Genomic DNA, 16,437 nt, shown 5'->3' with positions numbered 1-16,437 from the left:
GCACGCAGGGCATTTACTGTGTGCGCGACACGTCGTCACGCGTCGTCGAAAACGGCGTCGACGATGTGTCCGGCGATCGCCATGGAAGCCGTGGCGGCCGGGGAGGGGGCGTTGCGGACGGCGGTGACCCGGCCGGCCTGGTGGATGCGGAAGTCGTCCAGGAGCGTGCCGTCCCGGTCCAGGGCCTGGGCACGGACGCCCGCGCCGCCACGCACCACGTCGGACACGCCGACGCCGGGGACGTACCGCCCCGCGTCCTTCATGAAGGCGGCCGTGGAGAACGAGCCGCGGTACTCCTTGATGCCGGTACGCCAGTGCTGCGCGGCCATCTTCCAGGTACCGAGGTAGCCGGCGAGGCCGAGCAGGTCCCTGGGCGAGATGCGGCCGCGCCGGTAGCCCTCGCGGGCCAGGGCCAGGACGGCGTTCGGGCCGACCTCGACCGAGCCGTCGACGCGGGGGGTGAAGTGCACGCCGAGGAAGGGGTATCGGGGGTCGGGCACTGGATAGATCAGTCCTCGTACGAGGTCCGTCTTCTCCGGCCTGAGCAGCATGTATTCACCCCGGAAGGGGATGATCCGCGGCTCCTGCTTGTCCTGGGCGAGCCGGGCGACGGCGTCCGCGTGCAGGCCGGCGCAGAGGATCAGCCGGTCGACGCGGATCCGGTCCTGGCCGGAGGCCACCTCGATGCCGCCCGGCACGTTGGTGATCGAGGTGACGGGGAAGCCGAGGCGTACCTCGCCGCCGGAGGTCCCGATGTCCCCCGCGAACTCGCGGGCGATCGCCTTGTAGTCGGTGATCGCGGTGCGCGGGGAGTGCAGGGCCGCGATGCCGCCGGCGTGCGGCTCGATCTCCCGGATCTCCTCCCGGGAGACCTTCCGCAGGTCCGGCACGTGGTTGTTTCTGGCGCGCCGGTAGAGGTTCTCCATGCGGTCCAGCTCGTCCTCGCGTACGGCGACGACGAGCTTGCCGATCTCCTCGTACGGCAGCCCGCGCTCCGTGCAGTACTCACGCAGCATGGACACCCCCCGTACACACAGGTCCGCTTTCAGACTGCCCGGCGCGTAGTAGATGCCGGCGTGCACGACGCCCGAGTTATGGCCGGTCTGGTGCACGGCGACCGCGTGCTCCTTCTCCAGCACCACGACCCGGGTGCCAGGGCGGCGCAGGGAGATCTCCCGGGCGGTGGCCAGGCCCACGATGCCGGCGCCGACGATGCCGATGGTCTCGTCAGCCATGGCGGTTGCCTCCTTGGGATACGGGCGTCACGCGGCGTCACGCGCCGAGGTGGACGGCGACGGTCTTCACGCGCGTGGAGAAGCGCAGGACCTCGTCACCCTGCTCCTTGTAGGCCGTTCCGGAGTCGCGGAACCCACCGAAGGGCAGGTGGACGTCCCACCCGGTGGTGGTGGAGTTGACCGCGACCTGCCCGCACTCGGCCTCGTCCACGAAGCGGTACGCGCAGGCGAGGTCGCGGGTGAAGACGGCCGCGGCGAGCCCGAAGTCGGAGTCGTTGACCGCGTCGACGGCCGCAGCGAAGTCATCGACCGTGCGGACGGCGAGGACCGGGCCGAAGACCTCCTCGCGCCAGATCGCCGTCTCGGGGGTGACGTCGGCGAGGACGGTCGGCCGGACGAAGCAGCCGTGGGCCCGCTCGCCCTCGGTGTCCGCCGTGCCACCGGTGAGGACGGTGGCGCCCTGCTCGACGGCCTTGGCGACGTCGGCGAGGACGCTGTCGCGCTGCCTGGGGCTCGACAACGGACACAGGGTGGTCGTCGGGTCGCTGCCCGGGCCGACCTTCAGCGCCTCCACCTCCCGTACCAGCAGCCGGGTGAACTCCTCGTACACCGACTGCTCGACGATGACCCGGCTGGTGGCGGTGCAGCGCTGGCCGGCCTGGCCGAAGGAGGCTGCCACGACGGCCTTCGCGGCGGCCGGCAGGTCGGCGTCCTTCAGGACGACGGAGGCGTTCTTGCCGCCGAGTTCGCCCTGGAAGCGGACGTTGCGGTCGGCGAGGCGGCGGCGGATGCGGTTGCCGACGGCGTTGGAGCCGGTGAAGGTGACGCCGACGATCCGGGGGTCGTCGAGGAGGGCCTCCTCGATCTCCGCCGTACGACCGGTCACCACGTTCAGAACACCCGCCGGCAGGCCCGCGTCGTGCAGGGCGCGGGCGAAGTGCAGTCCGGACAGCGGGGTCTCGGTGGCCGGCTTGAACACGGCCGCGTTGCCGGCCGCGAGCAGCGGGGCGAGCTTGCGGGCCGGGGTGATCAGGGGGTCGTTCCAAGGGCTGATCACCAGGATCACGCCGATGGGCTCACGCTGGGTGTGGGTGCGGTGGTTGGGTCGTACGTCGTGCAGGAGAGTGCCGTAGCCCTGGCGGGCGAGACCAGCGTAGTACTCCAGGAAGTCGGCGGCCTTGAGGGTCTCGCCGGTCGCCTCGGTGAGTGTCTTGCCGTTCTCGGCCGTGACGTCGGCGGCGATCTCCTCGACCCGCTCGCGGATCAGCCGTGCCGCGTCGGTGAGGATGCGCGCCCGGCCGAAGGGGCTGGTGCTCTTCCATACGGCGAAGGCGCGCTCGGCGTGGTCGTAGGCGCGGGTGACGTCCTTGGCGGCGAGGGCGGGGACGCGGGCGATCGGGGCGCGCACGTCGGCCGGGTCGTGGACGTCGATCCACTCGCCGGTCGTCACCCACTCCCCGCCGGAAAGGGCTTCCACAGTACGCATGAAGATCACTTCCTTCGTCCGCCGCGGTGACGCGGTCTGCACAGAGCACGGCCGTGCGGGCCGAATGCGACAACACACCATGTCGGGACGGGCCACCAGCCCCGCGGCGGCAGGCATTGCTTGCGCCGCACGCAGGTCGGCGGGTGAGTGATCCGTGCTGGAATCGGCAGGCCGCAGGGCCCGGCCCGCGGCAGCCGCACAGCCGCTAAGGAGAGACAGACATGGCCTACGCAGTCATCGCCCGCTACTACTGCGACCCCGCCGACGAGGCCACGGTGCGCGCCGCGCTGCTGAAGGTGCGCGAGCACACCCGTGCGGAGCCGGCGAACCTGGAGTACCAGGTGCACGCGGAGGTGGGCAAGCCCGGCAACTTCGTGCTGTACGAGCTGTACGCCGACCAGGCCGGCTTCGAGGCGCACAAGGCCGCCGGGCACTTCAGGGAACTGATCGTGGAGGCGGTGTGGCCGCTGCTCACCGACCGGTCGGTGACGTTCGCCGAAGTCCTCTAGCGGTAGCGCGTGTTGAAGCCGGGACGCCCGCGTGGCGCTTCCCGGCCTTCGGCAGGCCCCGGGTCAGAACTCGTTGCCCCAGACGTAGCGGGCGAGGGTCTCGACCAGGACCAGCTTGCGGCGCTGGTCATCGGCGGCGACGAGCGGACGGTCGGCGATGTCGGCGAAGCCGCGCGAGGGCGCGACGGCCGCGTCCTCCAGGTCCTTCAGCTCCCCGACCGCGTCCAGGCGGTCCAGTACGGTGTCGATCTCCTCCAGCCCCGGACGGGCGGCGTCGACCACGCCGAAGCACACATCCCGCTCCTCGGGCAGGGCGCGTACGAGGTCGTGTTCCGCCTCGGATCCGGTGAGCAGCGGCAGAACCCAGCGGTCGGCGGGCACTTCCGCGTACAGGCGATCGGCCTTGGCCAGGTCCACCGAGGCGGGGGCCGCCCAGCCGGGGCAGACGCCGATGCGGACCCCTTCGGAGCGGGTGTCGAGGCGGACGGCGGGTGCGTCGACCGCGAGGGCGTCCGCGAACGACAAGGCGCCGATGGGCACCTCGGCCGGTGCTGTCGCCGCGAGCATCAGCGGGTTGTCGAGCTGGATCAGGCGGACACCCGCGCCGACCAGGCGCGCGATCTCCGCCCGGATGATCCCCGCGAACGCCTCGCCCAGTTCGCGGGCGGAGGCAGGCCCGCCCGAGGCGGCGAGTTCGGCGTTGTACAGCGTGGCGGCGAGGTAGGAGGGAGCCGGCAGCCTCACCTTCGGGGCCATGGCGGTGAGTTCGCCAAGGCGCTTGACGCGATCCGCCACGAGCGGTCCGTCGGCCTTCGGCAACGCCTCGGCGACCCAGCACGCGAGCCCGTGGCCGTCCGTCTCGCCGGTGCGGCGCACCCCGCTGAGCCCGTCGAGGACAGGGCTGCGGAAGTCCTCGTACGGGTAACCGCCGTCGGTGACGACCGTGGAGCGCAGCTTGCGCTGGTACGCCACCACGTCCTGGACCGCCGCGTCCACCGCGTCGGCGTCGTCACGGGTCAGACCCGCAGGGCGGACCAGGCTGCCGTGGTGGTCGATGCGGTAGTTGAAGGTGTCCGCCATGGTTCACGCGTCCTTTCCGGCGGGCTTGCCCGCGACACCCCAGGCGGCGAAGTCCAGCTCATAGCCGAGGGATTGGAGGACTTCTTCGGTGATCTGCTGGTCCTCGTCGGCGGTGCCGCCGGCGATGCCGAGGCCGCCGATGATCTCGCCGTCCTTCTTGATGGTGAGGCTGCCCTCGGCGGCCATGATCGGCATGGCGGCGCCGGGCAGTTGGGAGAGCTGGGAGAAGAAGACGGGCTGGCTCTCCTGCCATTTCTTCAGCATCGTGCCGGGGCGCTGCATGATCGCTGCGGTGTAGGCCTTGGCGCGGGCGATGTCCGGGGTGAGCGGGCGGGCCCCGTCGAGGCGGCGGATCGCGATGGGGAAACCGCCCGCGTCGACGACGGCGACGCTCACCGCCTTCCCGACGGCCCGGGCGCGCTTGTGGGCGGCGGCGATGATCTCCTCGGCGGCGTCCAGGGTGAGGCTGCTCATGCTGTTTCCTTCGGTCCGGTGAGGGTGCGGCGCAGACGGGCGATCGCCGCGTTGTACTCGCGGGGCGTCTCCCAGTACATGGAGTGCGGGGCGCCCTCGACGATCTCCAGGTGGGAGCCGGGCAGAAGTTCGTGGGCGCGGGTGATGGTCTTGACGCTGAGGACCGCGTCCTTCTCGCCGGCCAGGAAGGCGACCTTCACTCCGGAGGCCTGGATCTCCTCCAGCGACGGGCCGTTGGTGTCGAGGTTGCGCAGGTCCTGCATCCTGGCGACGTTGAACGTGCCCATCTGCTGGAACAGGAAGGTCAGGTCGGCGCGCTCCTGCTGGAACCGCTTGGTCAGCAGGCGGTCGATCACCGGCAGCTTGACGGCCTCGGCTCGGTCGGCGGCGGCCAGCTCCTTGAGCTCGGGGTGGCTGATGCCGCCCAGGGAGTGACCGAGGACGACGGAGGAGACGCGCTCGGGACGCATCAGGCCGGCGCGCAGGGCGGCGACGGACCCGATGGACTGGCCGACCAGCATGGCGTCGGTCAGGTCTTCGGCGTCGAGGACGGCGACCACGTCACCGGGGAAGTCCTGTCCGTCGAACTCGGGCATGGACGAGTCGGACTTGCCGAAGCCGCGCAGGTCCACGGTGACGACCGTGAACTCCTCGCGCAGGGAGGCCACTTGCTGCCACCAGGCGGCGTGGTGACCGCCGCTGCCGTGCACGAAGAGGATCGCCGGGCCGCTGCCGTGACGTTCGTAGTAGATGGAGGTGCCGTCGGAGTCGGCAATGGGCATGGGTCAACTCCCGTACGTGCTTGTTTAGTTGGGACGCCTGCCGTGCCAGACCAGCTCGATCATGGTGTGGTCGGGGTCGTGGATGTAGCAGAACTTCGACTGGTTCTCGGGGCGCTGGATCGGGCGGGTGTGCCGGATACCCAGATCCCTCAGGTGCTCCAGGAAGTCGTCCCAGTCGTCGACCTCGACGGCGAAGTGGTAGGGCGCCATGCGCTCCATCTCCTCGACCGGGGTGAAGTGGAGGTCGAAGTTGCCCCGGGTCATCAGCACCACCTTGGTGTTGGACTTGGGCGTGATCCGCTTCATCCCGAAGACCTTCGTGTACCACTCGGCGGTCCGGTCGGGGTCGGTGGTGGGGAAGTTGACGTGGTGGATGTAGCGGGGTTCCGCGCTCATGAAGCTTTCCCTTCGAGTTGTACGGGGTTGGACAGCACACCGATGCCGCTGATCTCGACGTCCACGGTGTCGCCCGGCTCGATCCGGCAGGTCGACTCGGCGCCCATCCACAGCACGTCACCGGGATGCAGGGTGAGGTGGCGGGTCATCTCGACGATGTAGTCGAAGGGGTCGAAGAGCATGTCGCCGGTGGCGAACTCCGAGCGGACCTGCCCGTTCACGCGGAGGGTCGTGGTCTGCGCGAGGGCGTCGACGTCCGTCTCGATCCAGGGGCCCATCGGCTTGAAGGTGTCGCTGTTCTTGCTGCGCCAGAACGTGCGGTCCTGGTGCTGCCAGGCGCGGGCGCTGACGTCGTTGCCGATGGTCCAGCCGAAGACGGACTCGCGCGCCTCCTCATGGGTGGCGTGCCGGACCGTACGGCCGATGACCGCGACGAGTTCGGGCTCGGCCTCGAATCGGCCCTCGACCTCTACGGGCTTGACGATGGGCGAACCGTGGCCGGTGAGCGCGTTGTTGGCGCGGTATCCGACTTCGGGGCGCTCGGGTGTCGGCGCTCCGGCGTGCGCGATGTGACGCGGGTAGTTGTAGCCGACCGCGTAGAAGACGGGCGGGACAACGGGCGGCAGCCATACGGCCGTCCCGAGTGACGTCTCGCCGACGACCTCCGGATCACCGTCCAGAGGGGAGCCGGACAGCAGCTCGATGTCCTCCTCCCCCACCCGGCCCCACACCGTCCGGCCGCCGACCGATACGCGTGCGTACCTCATGGCACCAGCAGGTGGGAGACGCGCTTGGTGACCAGATAGGCGTCCAGGGCCTCGGGGCCGCCCTCGCGGCCGTAGCCGCTGTCCTTCACCCCTCCGGAGGGGGCCTCGTGGACCGAGCCGCCGCAGTGATTGAGGGAGAGGATCCCGGCCTCCAGCTCGTCCGAGAGCCGTTCGGCGGTGGCGGCGGAGCGGGTGAAGCCGTAGGCGGCCAGCCCGTAGGGCAACTGGTTCGCGGTCGCCAGCGCTTCGTCCAGATCGGAGAAGGGCACGATCGGCGCGAGGGGCCCGAACGGCTCCTCGTGCAGCAGCTCCGCGTCCTCCTGTACGTCCGTCAGGATTGTCGGCGCGAAGAAGTACCCGGGGCGGTCGAGCCGTTCGCCGCCGGTGAGCACCTTGGCGCCGCGGGCGACGGCGTCGGCGGTGAGGCGCTCCATGGCCTTCAGCCGGCGCTCGTTGGCGAGGGGGCCCATCGTCGTACCCTCGGCCAGTCCGTCGCCGACGACGACCTCCTCGGCGGCCTTCAGGAACTCGGCGGTGAACTCCTCGACCAGGCTCTCGTGGACCAGGAAGCGGCTCGGCGAGGTGCACACCTGCCCGGCGTTGGCGAACTTGGCCTGCGCGGCCTTGCGCGCGGCCTGCACGGGGTCGGCGTCGGCGCACACGATCACCGGGGCGTGGCCGCCCAGCTCCATCAGGGAGGGCTTCATGACCTTTCCGGCCTCGGCGGCGAGGAGCTTGCCGACCGGGACCGAGCCGGTGAAGGCGATCAGGCGGGTGACCTGTGAGGCGATGAGGTGGGCGGAGACCTCGGCGGGCTCGCCGAAGACGAGGTTGAGGACACCGGCGGGCAGGCCCGCGTCGGCGTAGCAGCGGACCAAGGCGGCCGCCGTGGCGGGGGTCTCCTCCGAGCCCTTGATGATGATCGAACAGCCGGCCGCGAGCGCCGAGGAAATCTTCCGGTTGGGGCCGCCGACCGGGAAGTTCCACGGCACGAACGCGGCGACCGGGCCGATCGGCTCGCGGCGCACGGTCAGCACGGTGCCGGGGGCCGAGGGGATGATGCGGCCGTACGCGCGGCGGGCGTCGTCGGCGTGCCAGCGCAGAGTCTCCGCCGTGCGGCGGGCCTCGCCGGTCGACTCCGTCAGGGGCTTGCCCTGCTCCAGGGTCATGACGCGGCCGATCTCGACGGCGCGCTCGCTGATCAGGTCGGCGGCGGCGTGCAGGATCTCCGTACGCCGGGCGACAGGCGTGCCGCGCCAGACGCGGAAGCCCTCCTCGGCGGCGGTGAGCGCCCGGTCCAGGTCGGCGGTCGTGGCGAGCGGTACCTCTCCGATCACCTGCTCGGTGGCCGGGTTCACGATCGGGGCGGTGGTGCCGGTGCCGCCCTGGCACCACTCGCCCGCGATGTACATGCGGACGGCGGGGTGGCCGTGGTCGGTGGTCATGGGTGGGTGCCTCTCAGGCTGGCTCTCAGGCTGGCTCTCGGGCTGCGCGGGTGGGTGGTTCAGGAAGCGGGGGCGTCCTGGTCGCGGTTGCTGCGCAGGGCCCAGATGTGGTGCGGCGGGGTGGTCTCGTGGACACGGGTCTCGTAGCTGTCATCGGCCCGGTCCATGTCGGCGGCGTACTCCACGCGGCCACCGCACGGGGCGTGCAGGAAGCGGAACACGTTCGAGCCGATGGTGTGGCGGCCCAGCCTGCGGGCCTCCCGCCAGCCCTGCTCGATCATGTAATTTCCGCCCTCGACGACGTCGTCGAAGCCGGGGACCTCGTAGGCGATGTGGTTGATCCCGGCGCGGTCGGGGCGGTGGCACAGCAGCATGGTGTGCTGGTCGTCGTCGCCCGGCGCCTGCATGAAGACGCCCATCGGCTCGACCACGTCGGTGGGCCGGAAGCCGAGGCGCTCGGTGTAGAAGGCGACAGCATCGTCCTTGCCCCGCTTGGGGATGTTCAGGGCGACGTGGCACATGCGCAGCGGGTACGCGCGCCCCAGCGGCTCCAGGGCGGTGTTCCAGCGGTCGACGCGGCCTGGCGCGTTGGCGGGGCGGGGTCTGACGCGGGCGTGCTTCGGCCGGGCGAGGGTCAGGCCGACGCCGAAGCCTGTCTCGTCGACTGTGTGGTGGACGCCGTCGACGCTCTCCTGGATCCCCCGGTCCTTGCCGGCCGCCGCCACCAGCCGCTCCAGCTCCTCAGGGGTGTTGACGCCCCATACCACCTCGCGCAGAGTGGGGCCGTCCTCCACCGGGGGCGGCAGCAGCGGGCCCGGCTCGGTGTCCAGATGGAGCGTCTGCCCGGTGAGCGTCTCGAACACCGCGTGCTCGCCGGTCCGTTCCACCGGGAACAGCCCGAAGTCGTCGAAGAACCGGACACATGCGTCGAGGTCGTCGATGCCGTAGGTGACCGATTCGATTCTCTGGATTCCCATGGACTCCTCGTTTCCGGGTCGCCTCGTGAGCGTAGGTTTCGGGTCGCGGGACCCTCAATGACCCGAGCCGCACGAGGTGCGCAATCGTTTCTTGCGGTTACGGCCGGATCGCCGGGATGGGGTTCTGCGAGAACCACTCGGCGAGGAAGTCCAGGAACACGCTGACCTTGCGCGGGGTGTCCTGCCCGGGGCCGTAGATCGCGAACAGGGGCCGGTCGGGCACGGCCAGGTCGGGCAGCAGGGCCTGTAGGGCGCCGGAGACGAGGTCGTCGTAGACCGGACGCTGCGGGAGCAGGGCGATGCCCCGGCCGTGGACGGCCGCTTTCTGCAGGGCGATGTAGGAGTTGGACGAGAAGGCGATGTTGCGGATCTTGTGCAGGGTGCTCGCGTGGCCGTGACCGATGCGCCAGACCGGGTCGTTCACGTGCACCAGACAGTCATGGGTGGCGAGGTCGTTCGGGTGGGTGAGGGCGCCGTGCCGGTCGATGTACGCCTTCGAGGCGCACAGGACGAACGGCAGTGAGGAGATCTTCTTGAGGCGGACGCTGGAGTCGCGCAGGTCCCTTGTGTGGAAGGCAACGTCGAACCCGCTGTCCAGGAAGTCGTACGTCCGGTCGGACATGCCGCCGAGTTCGAAGCGCACCTGGATTTTCGGATGCGCGGCTGAGAACGCGGCGATGGCGTCACCGAGGTCCAGGCTGCCTATCCACTTGGGGCAGATGATGCTCAGTGTGCCTTCGGCGCGGTCGTGGAGATGGGCAATGCCGGCGTCCTCGGCCTCGATTTCGTCGAGAATGCGGGCGGCGAATTCCGCGTACCGCTGGCCCGGTTCGGTGAGACTGACGGACCGGGCCGTGCGATTGACCAGACGGACACCCACCTGTCGTTCCAGTTCGGCGACATGCCGTGACACCAGAGAGCCGGACGAACCCAGCTTCTTGGCGGCCCCACTGAAACTGCCGACCTGCGCGACGGTGACGAAGCTGTGCATGAGGAGCAAGCGATCCATGTTTTTCCTCCGGGGGCTCCCGCCCGCTCACGGAAAAGCCGGGAGCGGAGGGTGCAAATGCGGCTCGGGCATGGTGAGGCAGGCACCGCTTCCCGGTGGGGCCCGCTACTTGGGGCAGTACTGGGGTGCTTCGCTCACGTTGTCCTTGTCGACCAAGACAAGAGGAATGTTGGCAATCTTGTCAACACTTTCTTTCTTGTCGAGAAGGCCGATGGCGTTCTTCACCGCGGTCTGGCCGATGGTCATGGCCGAGTTGGCGACGGTCGCGGACAGCTGTCCGCTCTTCACCGCGGCAATGCCGTCCTCGGTACCGTTGGCAGTAACGATCTTGACGTCCTCGGCGCCCGCCGCGTCGAAGGCCTTGCGGACGGCGAACGCCATCTCCTCGTTGGCGACGAAGGCGTAATCCAGGTCCGGCTGAGCCTGGATCATGTTTTCGGCGACGTCCTGGGCCTTGGCGGGGTTGAACATCCCGGGCTGGTTGGCGACGACCTCGGCGGTCGAGGGCAGCGCGTCCTTGAAGCCGCCCACCATCAGGTCGGAGGCGGCGCCCGGGGCGCCCGCGACGATGCCGACCTTCACGCTCTTGCCGGCGGCGTCCTTCTCGATCCAGCCCGCGTCCAGCGCTCCGAGCTTCTTCAGGTCGACCTGGGCGACACCCAGCACGTCCGACAGGTCGGAGGTGGCCACCGAGGTGAGGTAGATCGGTATGCCGGCGCTCTTGGCCTTGGCTATGTCGCCTTCCAGGGCGTCGACGTTGACCGTCTGCACGATCAGGGCGTCCACGTTGCGGGCAATCATGTCCTCGATGTTGGACAGCTCCGTACCGGCGTCCTGCTTGGAGTTGGCGGAGTAGACGGTGGCGTTCTCGGCCTTGCCCGTCTCCTCGACGGCCTTGAGCAGACACTGGTGGAAGTGCGTGTTGGCGCCGTTGACGAACCCGAGGGTGACCGAGCCGCCGGCGCCACCCGCCCCGTCGTCCTCGGTGCCGCATCCCGACAGCACCAGGGCGGCGACACCGACGAGCGAGACCGCGGCGGTGCGGCGGGGCCGGGTGGTGGGCTTCATGGGGTTGGCCTTTCCTGCATCGTTGAAGAGAAGGTTGCGGACGTAGGGGCGCGCACTGGGGGCTGCGGGGAAGTGGGCAGGTCTCGTCGTGTGGCGCTAGCGGCCGGGCACGGACTTGCGCTGGAATTCGTTGATGATCGCCGCGACGAGCAGCACCCCGCCGGTCACGACGTATTGGTAGTAGCTGTCGACCTGGAGCAGGTTGAGCGCGTTGGCGACGACGCCGAGCAGGACCACGCCGAGGACGGTGCCTACGACAGTGCCGTGCCCGCCGGCCAGCGAGGTGCCGCCGATGACGACCGCGGCGACAGCGGTCAGCTGCAGTTGCAGGCCGCCCGTGTTGGGGGCAGCGGCGCCGAGCCGGGACAGCAGCATCAGTCCGGCCAGACCGGCGAGGCCGCCGGCGAGGGCGTACAGGGCGAGCTTGCGTCCGGAGACATTGATGCCGCTGAGGCTGGCCACGTGCTCGTTGCCGCCCATCGCGAAGGCGTCCCGGCCGAAAGTGGTGAACCGCATGGCCAGCCCGATCGCCGCGAGCACGACGATCGCGACGACACACAAGTAGGGAACGCCGAGCGCCTTGTCGTTGCCGAGGGCCCACATCCGCTGGCCGATGGTGATCGACTCGCCGTCCAGGACGAGCAGGGCGACGCCGTCGAGGAGCATCGCGGAGGCCAGGGTGGCGACGAACGGGGCGACCCGGGTGAAGGTCACGACCAGGCCGTTGACCAGGCCTGTCAGGGTGGCGAGTGCGAGCGTGACGACCACGGTCACGGCGGTGGGCCGACCGTCGTGCAGCAGGGTCGCGCCCACCGAGACGGTGACGGCCACGTTGCTGCCCATGGAGAAGTCCATGCCGCCCGCGGTCATCAGCACGGTCAGCCCGGCCGCGAGCACGGCGGTCACGCTGATCTGCCGCAGCACGTTCAGCAGGTTCTGCGAGCTGGTGAAAGAGTCCGCCTGCAGGGCGGTGAACAGCGCCACCAGGACGAGGACCACGATCAGACCGCCGTGCGGGACCCGCAGCAGGGCCTGCGGAAACATCCGGGACGCGGTGCGTTCCGGCGGGCCGGCGGCGACGTCCTGGGCTGCGGAGGGGGTCTTGAGGCTCACTGCGGCTGACCTCCGAGGGCAGTGGCGACGAGCTCGTCGCGGGTGATGGCGGTGATGTCGTGCTCGGCGACCGTGCGGCCGGCGCTGACGACCACGACACGGTCGGCGAGGCGCAAGACCTCCTCGGCCGAGGAGGAGGCCAGCAGCACGGCCACGCCGCGCGAGGCGAGCTCGTCGACCAGGGTGTGGATGTCGGCCATGGCGGCGACGTCGACACCGTTGGTGGGGTCCTCGAGGAAACAGGCGACCGGGTCGGTCTCCAGCCACTTGCCCAGCAGGACCTTCTGCTGGTTGCCGCCGGACAGCGCGCCCACCGGGGGGTTGCCGGTGAGGGCGACCACGCCGTAGCCGCTGCGCAACGGGGCGGCACGGCGGGCGAGTTCGCCACGGCGGTGCAGTCGACGGCGGGCGAAGCGGTCCCCGGCCAGCATCAGGTTCTCGTCCAGGGTCATGCCCTGGACCAGGCCGAGGGTGCGGCGGTCGCCGGTCACGCAGCGCAGCCCGCTGGCCAGCGAGGCGGACACCTTGCCGAAGGGCACCGCCCGCCCGTCGACCCACATCTGCCCCGCGTCCGGGCACTGCCGTCCGGACAGCAGGTCGAACAAAAGTGACTGGGCGTCGCCGGCGGGCCCGAGGACGGCGACGATCTCGCCCTTGCGCACGTCGACGGTGAAGTCTCGGACGGCCCGACCGTGGCTCAGCCCGCGGACGGTGAGACCGCTGTCGTCCTTCGGCGCGGGGCGCTCGGGGCGCCGCGAGACGACGTCCCGGCCGACCATGCTGCGCACCAGCGAGGCAGGGTCCATCTCCGCAGCCGGGGCGCTGGTCACCACGGCACCGTCGCGCAGGACGGTGAGCCGGTCGGCGACGGCCATGACCTCGTCGATGTAGTGCGAGATGTAGACCACGGCTACGCCGTCGTCCCGCAAGGTCCGCACCAGCGAACGGATCCGGTCCGCGTCCTTGGCGCTCAGACAAGCGGTCGGCTCGTCGAGGATCAGGATCCGGCCGCCGCGGCGGACCTCGCGGGCCACCTCGACCATGGTCTGTTCGGCGACGGTGAGGGTCCCGGCGACGCGGCGTACGTCGATGTCGATGCCGAGGCCGGAAAGCGCCTCGCGGGCCCCCTGCTCAACGGCCTTCCAGCGAACGGTACGGCCCCGGGTGGGCAGGTCGCCGAGCATGACGTTCTCGGCGACGGTCAGCCCCATGGCCAGTTCGCGGCGCTGCGGGACGCAGGCGATGCCGAGCCTGCGCGCCTTGCGCACGGTCAGCCCGGAGTGCGCCTGCCCGGCCACCTCGATGGTGCCGTCGTCGGCCTGGTGCACGCCGGAAAGGACCTGCACCAGCGTCGACTTGCCGGCGCCGTTCATGCCCATCAGCGCGTGGATCTCACCGGGATACAGATCGAGATCGACGCCTTTGAGGGCGGCCGCCCCGCCGAAGGTCTTGGTGACGCCCCGGACGCGGACCACGGCCTCCCGGTCGCGGACCACGGCCTCGGAGCCCCGGTCACGGCGGGCTGTCACGGCCGCGGCCCGTCGCTGTCGGCGACGACCCGCCCGAAGCCGCGGATGTCCGGGAACGGGGGCTCCCTGTCGGCCTGCAGGTCCACCTGGAAGGTGTTCAGGCACATGCCGAGCATGGTGAAGTTGCCGAGCGCGCCGATGGTGTCGACCAGGCCCTTGGAACCGAAGTGCTCATGGGCGCGCGCGAAGGTCTCGTCGGTGACGAAGTGCTCCTCCAGCACCTCCCGGCAGAACTGGTAGAAGGCCTGGTCCGCCTCGTTGTCGAAGACCGCCTCACGCTTCTCGGCGACGGCCTTGACGGCCGCCTCCGGGATGCCGGCCTCGATCGCCTGGTGGACGTGGGCGTTCCACGAGTACTGCGCGTCCCAGTTACGGGCGGCCATCAGCAGGGTCAGCTCACGCAGATGCTTGGGGAGGCCGCAGTCGAAGCGGGCGAAGGCACCGAGGGACTCCGCGCGCTCACACATCTCCGGGCTGTGCAGCCAGACCCGGAAGGGGCCGCGGACGGCACCGCGGCGGCCGGCGATGCGGGCAGCCAGTTCCTGCTGGCGCGGATCCATTTCCTCTTCGCTGAGAACGGGGAGCCTCATCTGGGCAGTACCTGCCTTTTCTTTCCGGCGCGTTTCCCGAACGGATCACTAGCCGTGCGGTGCGAGCCGACGGTACCGCCGGGCCGGAAAAGCTCACCCCTCCCGGAGTGCAAGGTAAAACTGCACGCTGGAGGGCACCCATTCACGCGGACGCGACCTAACGTCATTCGACGCAACAGCGTGAAGTGGAGAGGAACCCCGGATGACCACCATCATCAAGGTCGCGTCGGTGCCGCTGCTCGACCGAGGCGGAGCCGTGCTGACCACGCCGCTGATCACCACGCCCTCGGCGGGCGGGGAGAATCGGATCACCAGCGGGATGAGCGTGTACCCGGTCGGTTCCGGGGCGCCGTTGCACACGCACAACTGCGACGAGCACGTGACGGTCCTGGACGGCGAGGCGGAGGTGGTGGTGGACGGCGAGGTGACGAAGCTGGAGAAGTTCGACACCACCTACATCCCCTCTCCCGTTCCCCACCTGTTCCGCAACATCGGGGACACCCCGCTTCGCATCCTGTGGGTGTACACGTCAGGGCATGTGACACGGACTTTCACGCAAACGGGCAGGACAGTGCAGCATCTGTCAGCCGAGGACCGGATGGGGTGAGGGAACAGTCGGTGAAGGGGAGGCTGGACCGGATCCGGATCTGGGCCGCCGATCCCGTCGATCAGCGGCGAGTGCTGGTGGCCCTGGCTCAGACCACGGACCCCTGCGCCGGCGTCGCGAGCCTCCATCGCGGAGCCAAAGCCCAGGACGCCCCCAGAAACGCCGACGCACAACCAGAACCAGGAACCGGAACCGCGCTCACGCCGACGTGCGGACCACGATCCGGCCAGGCACGGGCGCCAGCCCCCCGCTGTCGATGCCCAGGGCGTCGCGGGCGGCGATCCGACCGAGGATCTCGGCGTCGATGTGGACAGTGGTGAGCGCGGGCGTGGACAAGGAGCCGTGCTCGGTTTCGTCGAAGCCGATCACCGCCATGTTCTCGGGCACGCGCACCCCGAGGTCGTTCAGCGCGGTGAGGCTGCGCAGGGCGATGTCGTCGTCGAAGGCGGCCAGGGCGGTCACATCCGGATGCGCTGCCAGGAACACCTTGACGGCAGCCGCGCCGGCCTCCCGCGGCCTCGGTACGACGAAGCGTTCCAGAGCGGGAAGTCCCAGCCGCCGGACGGCCTCCCGGGCGAATCCGAGGCGGGCCGCGGTCAGTGGAAAGTCGTGGTCGGGCATGGCCATCGCGATGCGGGCGTGTCCCCGTTCGGCGAGGTAGGTGAGCTGCAGGGCGGCGTTGGCGGCGAACCCGTTCTCCCAGTCCTCCGCATTGGGCGCGTGGCCCTGCATGTAGACCTCGCCGAGCCGCAGCACGGCCCGGGGCGCGATGGTGTCGAGGACCTTCTGAGTCGCTTCCGGGATCGCATGCCCATGCCGGACCAGAAGGATGTGGTCGTGCTCGGCCAGCTCCTCGTCGAGACCCCGGACGTAGCTGCGGGAGAAGTTGCCCTCCATGCCCCAGTCGACGTTGAGAACCACGATGCGCGAGGATCCCTCACGCAGGGCGCGGGCGATGCCGTGTGGGACGTACCCCAGATCGGCGGCGGCCTCCACCACCCGCTCCCTGGTGGCCGCCGAGATCGTCTGCCGCGGGTCGTCGTTCAGGACGAAGCTCACCGTCGCGCGCGACACTCCGGACGCCTTGGCCACGTCAGTCAACGTCACCCGGCCAGAACGACCCATACCGGCACACTCCTTCTTCCTCGGACTGGGCGCACCCACCCACGAGCGGTGTCACCGAAAGCGGCGTCCGATCTCTAGAACGTTTAAGCTCGGGACCCCAGCCTACGCGACTAGATCGTTCCAGTCGGCCTCAGCCCTTCGGCACCGAGTCTCCAGAACGGCGTCGACCAGGCGGGCTCGGCCGTGGGACTGCTGTGGAAACCCGACGCCGAGCCCGGCACCGCCTTCCAGACCGATCCGCTCGC

The 16,437-nt window shown here is 70.0% G+C and carries 17 protein-coding genes; 2 read left to right on the top strand and 15 right to left on the bottom strand.

What is annotated here, in order from left to right:
* Positions 1 to 35 precede the first annotated feature (35 nt).
* The gene (gene lhgO / locus ACIBVL_RS19960; RefSeq protein WP_399098522.1) at positions 36 to 1,235 is read right to left on the bottom strand and encodes an L-2-hydroxyglutarate oxidase; all 1,200 of its coding nucleotides are present in this window, start codon (positions 1,233 to 1,235) and stop codon (positions 36 to 38) included.
* 37 nt (positions 1,236 to 1,272) lie between these two features.
* Positions 1,273 to 2,721 carry an aldehyde dehydrogenase family protein gene (locus ACIBVL_RS19955; protein WP_399098521.1) on the bottom strand — a complete coding sequence of 483 codons (1,449 nt, stop codon included), beginning with the start codon at positions 2,719 to 2,721 and terminating at the stop codon, positions 1,273 to 1,275.
* A 221-nt stretch (positions 2,722 to 2,942) separates the two neighbouring features.
* Between ACIBVL_RS19955 and ACIBVL_RS19950 the strand changes: the two genes are divergently transcribed.
* Positions 2,943 to 3,230 carry a putative quinol monooxygenase gene (locus tag ACIBVL_RS19950; protein ID WP_399098520.1) on the top strand — a complete coding sequence of 96 codons (288 nt, stop codon included), beginning with the start codon at positions 2,943 to 2,945 and terminating at the stop codon, positions 3,228 to 3,230.
* A gap of 63 nt (positions 3,231 to 3,293) precedes the next feature.
* Here ACIBVL_RS19950 and ACIBVL_RS19945 read toward each other — a convergent pair whose 3' ends face one another.
* From ACIBVL_RS19945 to ACIBVL_RS19890, 12 genes are all read right to left on the bottom strand, one after another.
* On the bottom strand, positions 3,294 to 4,310 hold the full coding sequence (locus tag ACIBVL_RS19945; protein WP_399098519.1) for a methionine synthase II (cobalamin-independent)-like protein: 1,017 nt from the start codon (positions 4,308 to 4,310) through the stop codon (positions 3,294 to 3,296).
* Positions 4,311 to 4,313: 3 nt separating this feature from the next.
* On the bottom strand, positions 4,314 to 4,784 hold the full coding sequence (locus tag ACIBVL_RS19940; RefSeq protein WP_399098518.1) for a heme-binding protein: 471 nt from the start codon (positions 4,782 to 4,784) through the stop codon (positions 4,314 to 4,316).
* Positions 4,781 to 5,566: an alpha/beta fold hydrolase gene (locus ACIBVL_RS19935; protein WP_399098517.1), complete on the bottom strand. Its 786-nt coding sequence runs from the start codon at positions 5,564 to 5,566 to the stop codon at positions 4,781 to 4,783. Before ACIBVL_RS19935 ends, ACIBVL_RS19940 begins: the two co-directional genes overlap by 4 nt.
* Positions 5,567 to 5,590: 24 nt before the next feature.
* Positions 5,591 to 5,962, bottom strand: coding sequence for a VOC family protein (locus ACIBVL_RS19930; protein WP_399098516.1), 372 nt, complete (start codon positions 5,960 to 5,962; stop codon positions 5,591 to 5,593).
* Positions 5,959 to 6,729 carry a fumarylacetoacetate hydrolase family protein gene (locus ACIBVL_RS19925; RefSeq protein WP_399098515.1) on the bottom strand — a complete coding sequence of 257 codons (771 nt, stop codon included), beginning with the start codon at positions 6,727 to 6,729 and terminating at the stop codon, positions 5,959 to 5,961. Before ACIBVL_RS19925 ends, ACIBVL_RS19930 begins: the two co-directional genes overlap by 4 nt.
* Positions 6,726 to 8,174, bottom strand: a complete 1,449-nt coding sequence (locus tag ACIBVL_RS19920) for an NAD-dependent succinate-semialdehyde dehydrogenase (RefSeq protein WP_399098514.1) — start codon at positions 8,172 to 8,174, stop codon at positions 6,726 to 6,728. The genes ACIBVL_RS19925 and ACIBVL_RS19920 overlap by 4 nt, the downstream gene beginning before the upstream one ends.
* Positions 8,175 to 8,233: 59 nt before the next feature.
* On the bottom strand, positions 8,234 to 9,151 hold the full coding sequence (locus tag ACIBVL_RS19915) for a VOC family protein (protein WP_399098513.1): 918 nt from the start codon (positions 9,149 to 9,151) through the stop codon (positions 8,234 to 8,236).
* Positions 9,152 to 9,248: 97 nt separating this feature from the next.
* Positions 9,249 to 10,160: a LysR family transcriptional regulator gene (locus tag ACIBVL_RS19910; protein WP_399098511.1), complete on the bottom strand. Its 912-nt coding sequence runs from the start codon at positions 10,158 to 10,160 to the stop codon at positions 9,249 to 9,251.
* A gap of 105 nt (positions 10,161 to 10,265) precedes the next feature.
* The gene (locus ACIBVL_RS19905; RefSeq protein WP_399098510.1) at positions 10,266 to 11,228 is read right to left on the bottom strand and encodes a sugar ABC transporter substrate-binding protein; all 963 of its coding nucleotides are present in this window, start codon (positions 11,226 to 11,228) and stop codon (positions 10,266 to 10,268) included.
* 96 nt (positions 11,229 to 11,324) lie between these two features.
* On the bottom strand, positions 11,325 to 12,341 hold the full coding sequence (locus ACIBVL_RS19900) for an ABC transporter permease (RefSeq protein ID WP_399098509.1): 1,017 nt from the start codon (positions 12,339 to 12,341) through the stop codon (positions 11,325 to 11,327).
* Positions 12,338 to 13,870: a sugar ABC transporter ATP-binding protein gene (locus ACIBVL_RS19895; RefSeq protein WP_399098508.1), complete on the bottom strand. Its 1,533-nt coding sequence runs from the start codon at positions 13,868 to 13,870 to the stop codon at positions 12,338 to 12,340. The genes ACIBVL_RS19900 and ACIBVL_RS19895 overlap by 4 nt, the downstream gene beginning before the upstream one ends.
* Positions 13,867 to 14,430 carry a carboxymuconolactone decarboxylase family protein gene (locus tag ACIBVL_RS19890; protein WP_399098866.1) on the bottom strand — a complete coding sequence of 188 codons (564 nt, stop codon included), beginning with the start codon at positions 14,428 to 14,430 and terminating at the stop codon, positions 13,867 to 13,869. The genes ACIBVL_RS19895 and ACIBVL_RS19890 overlap by 4 nt, the downstream gene beginning before the upstream one ends.
* Before the next feature lie 232 nt (positions 14,431 to 14,662).
* Between ACIBVL_RS19890 and ACIBVL_RS19885 the strand changes: the two genes are divergently transcribed.
* Positions 14,663 to 15,067, top strand: coding sequence for a cupin domain-containing protein (locus tag ACIBVL_RS19885; protein WP_399098507.1), 405 nt, complete (start codon positions 14,663 to 14,665; stop codon positions 15,065 to 15,067).
* A 198-nt stretch (positions 15,068 to 15,265) separates the two neighbouring features.
* Here the strand turns inward: ACIBVL_RS19885 and ACIBVL_RS19880 are convergent, their stop codons facing one another.
* On the bottom strand, positions 15,266 to 16,192 hold the full coding sequence (locus ACIBVL_RS19880; protein WP_399098506.1) for a LacI family DNA-binding transcriptional regulator: 927 nt from the start codon (positions 16,190 to 16,192) through the stop codon (positions 15,266 to 15,268).
* Between the last annotated feature and the right edge of the window lie 245 nt (positions 16,193 to 16,437).

The sequence above is a fragment of the Streptomyces sp. NPDC049687 genome (assembly GCF_044465285.1).
Taxonomy (GTDB): domain Bacteria; phylum Actinomycetota; class Actinomycetes; order Streptomycetales; family Streptomycetaceae; genus Streptomyces.
This window is presented reverse-complemented; position numbering and strand designations above follow the sequence as displayed.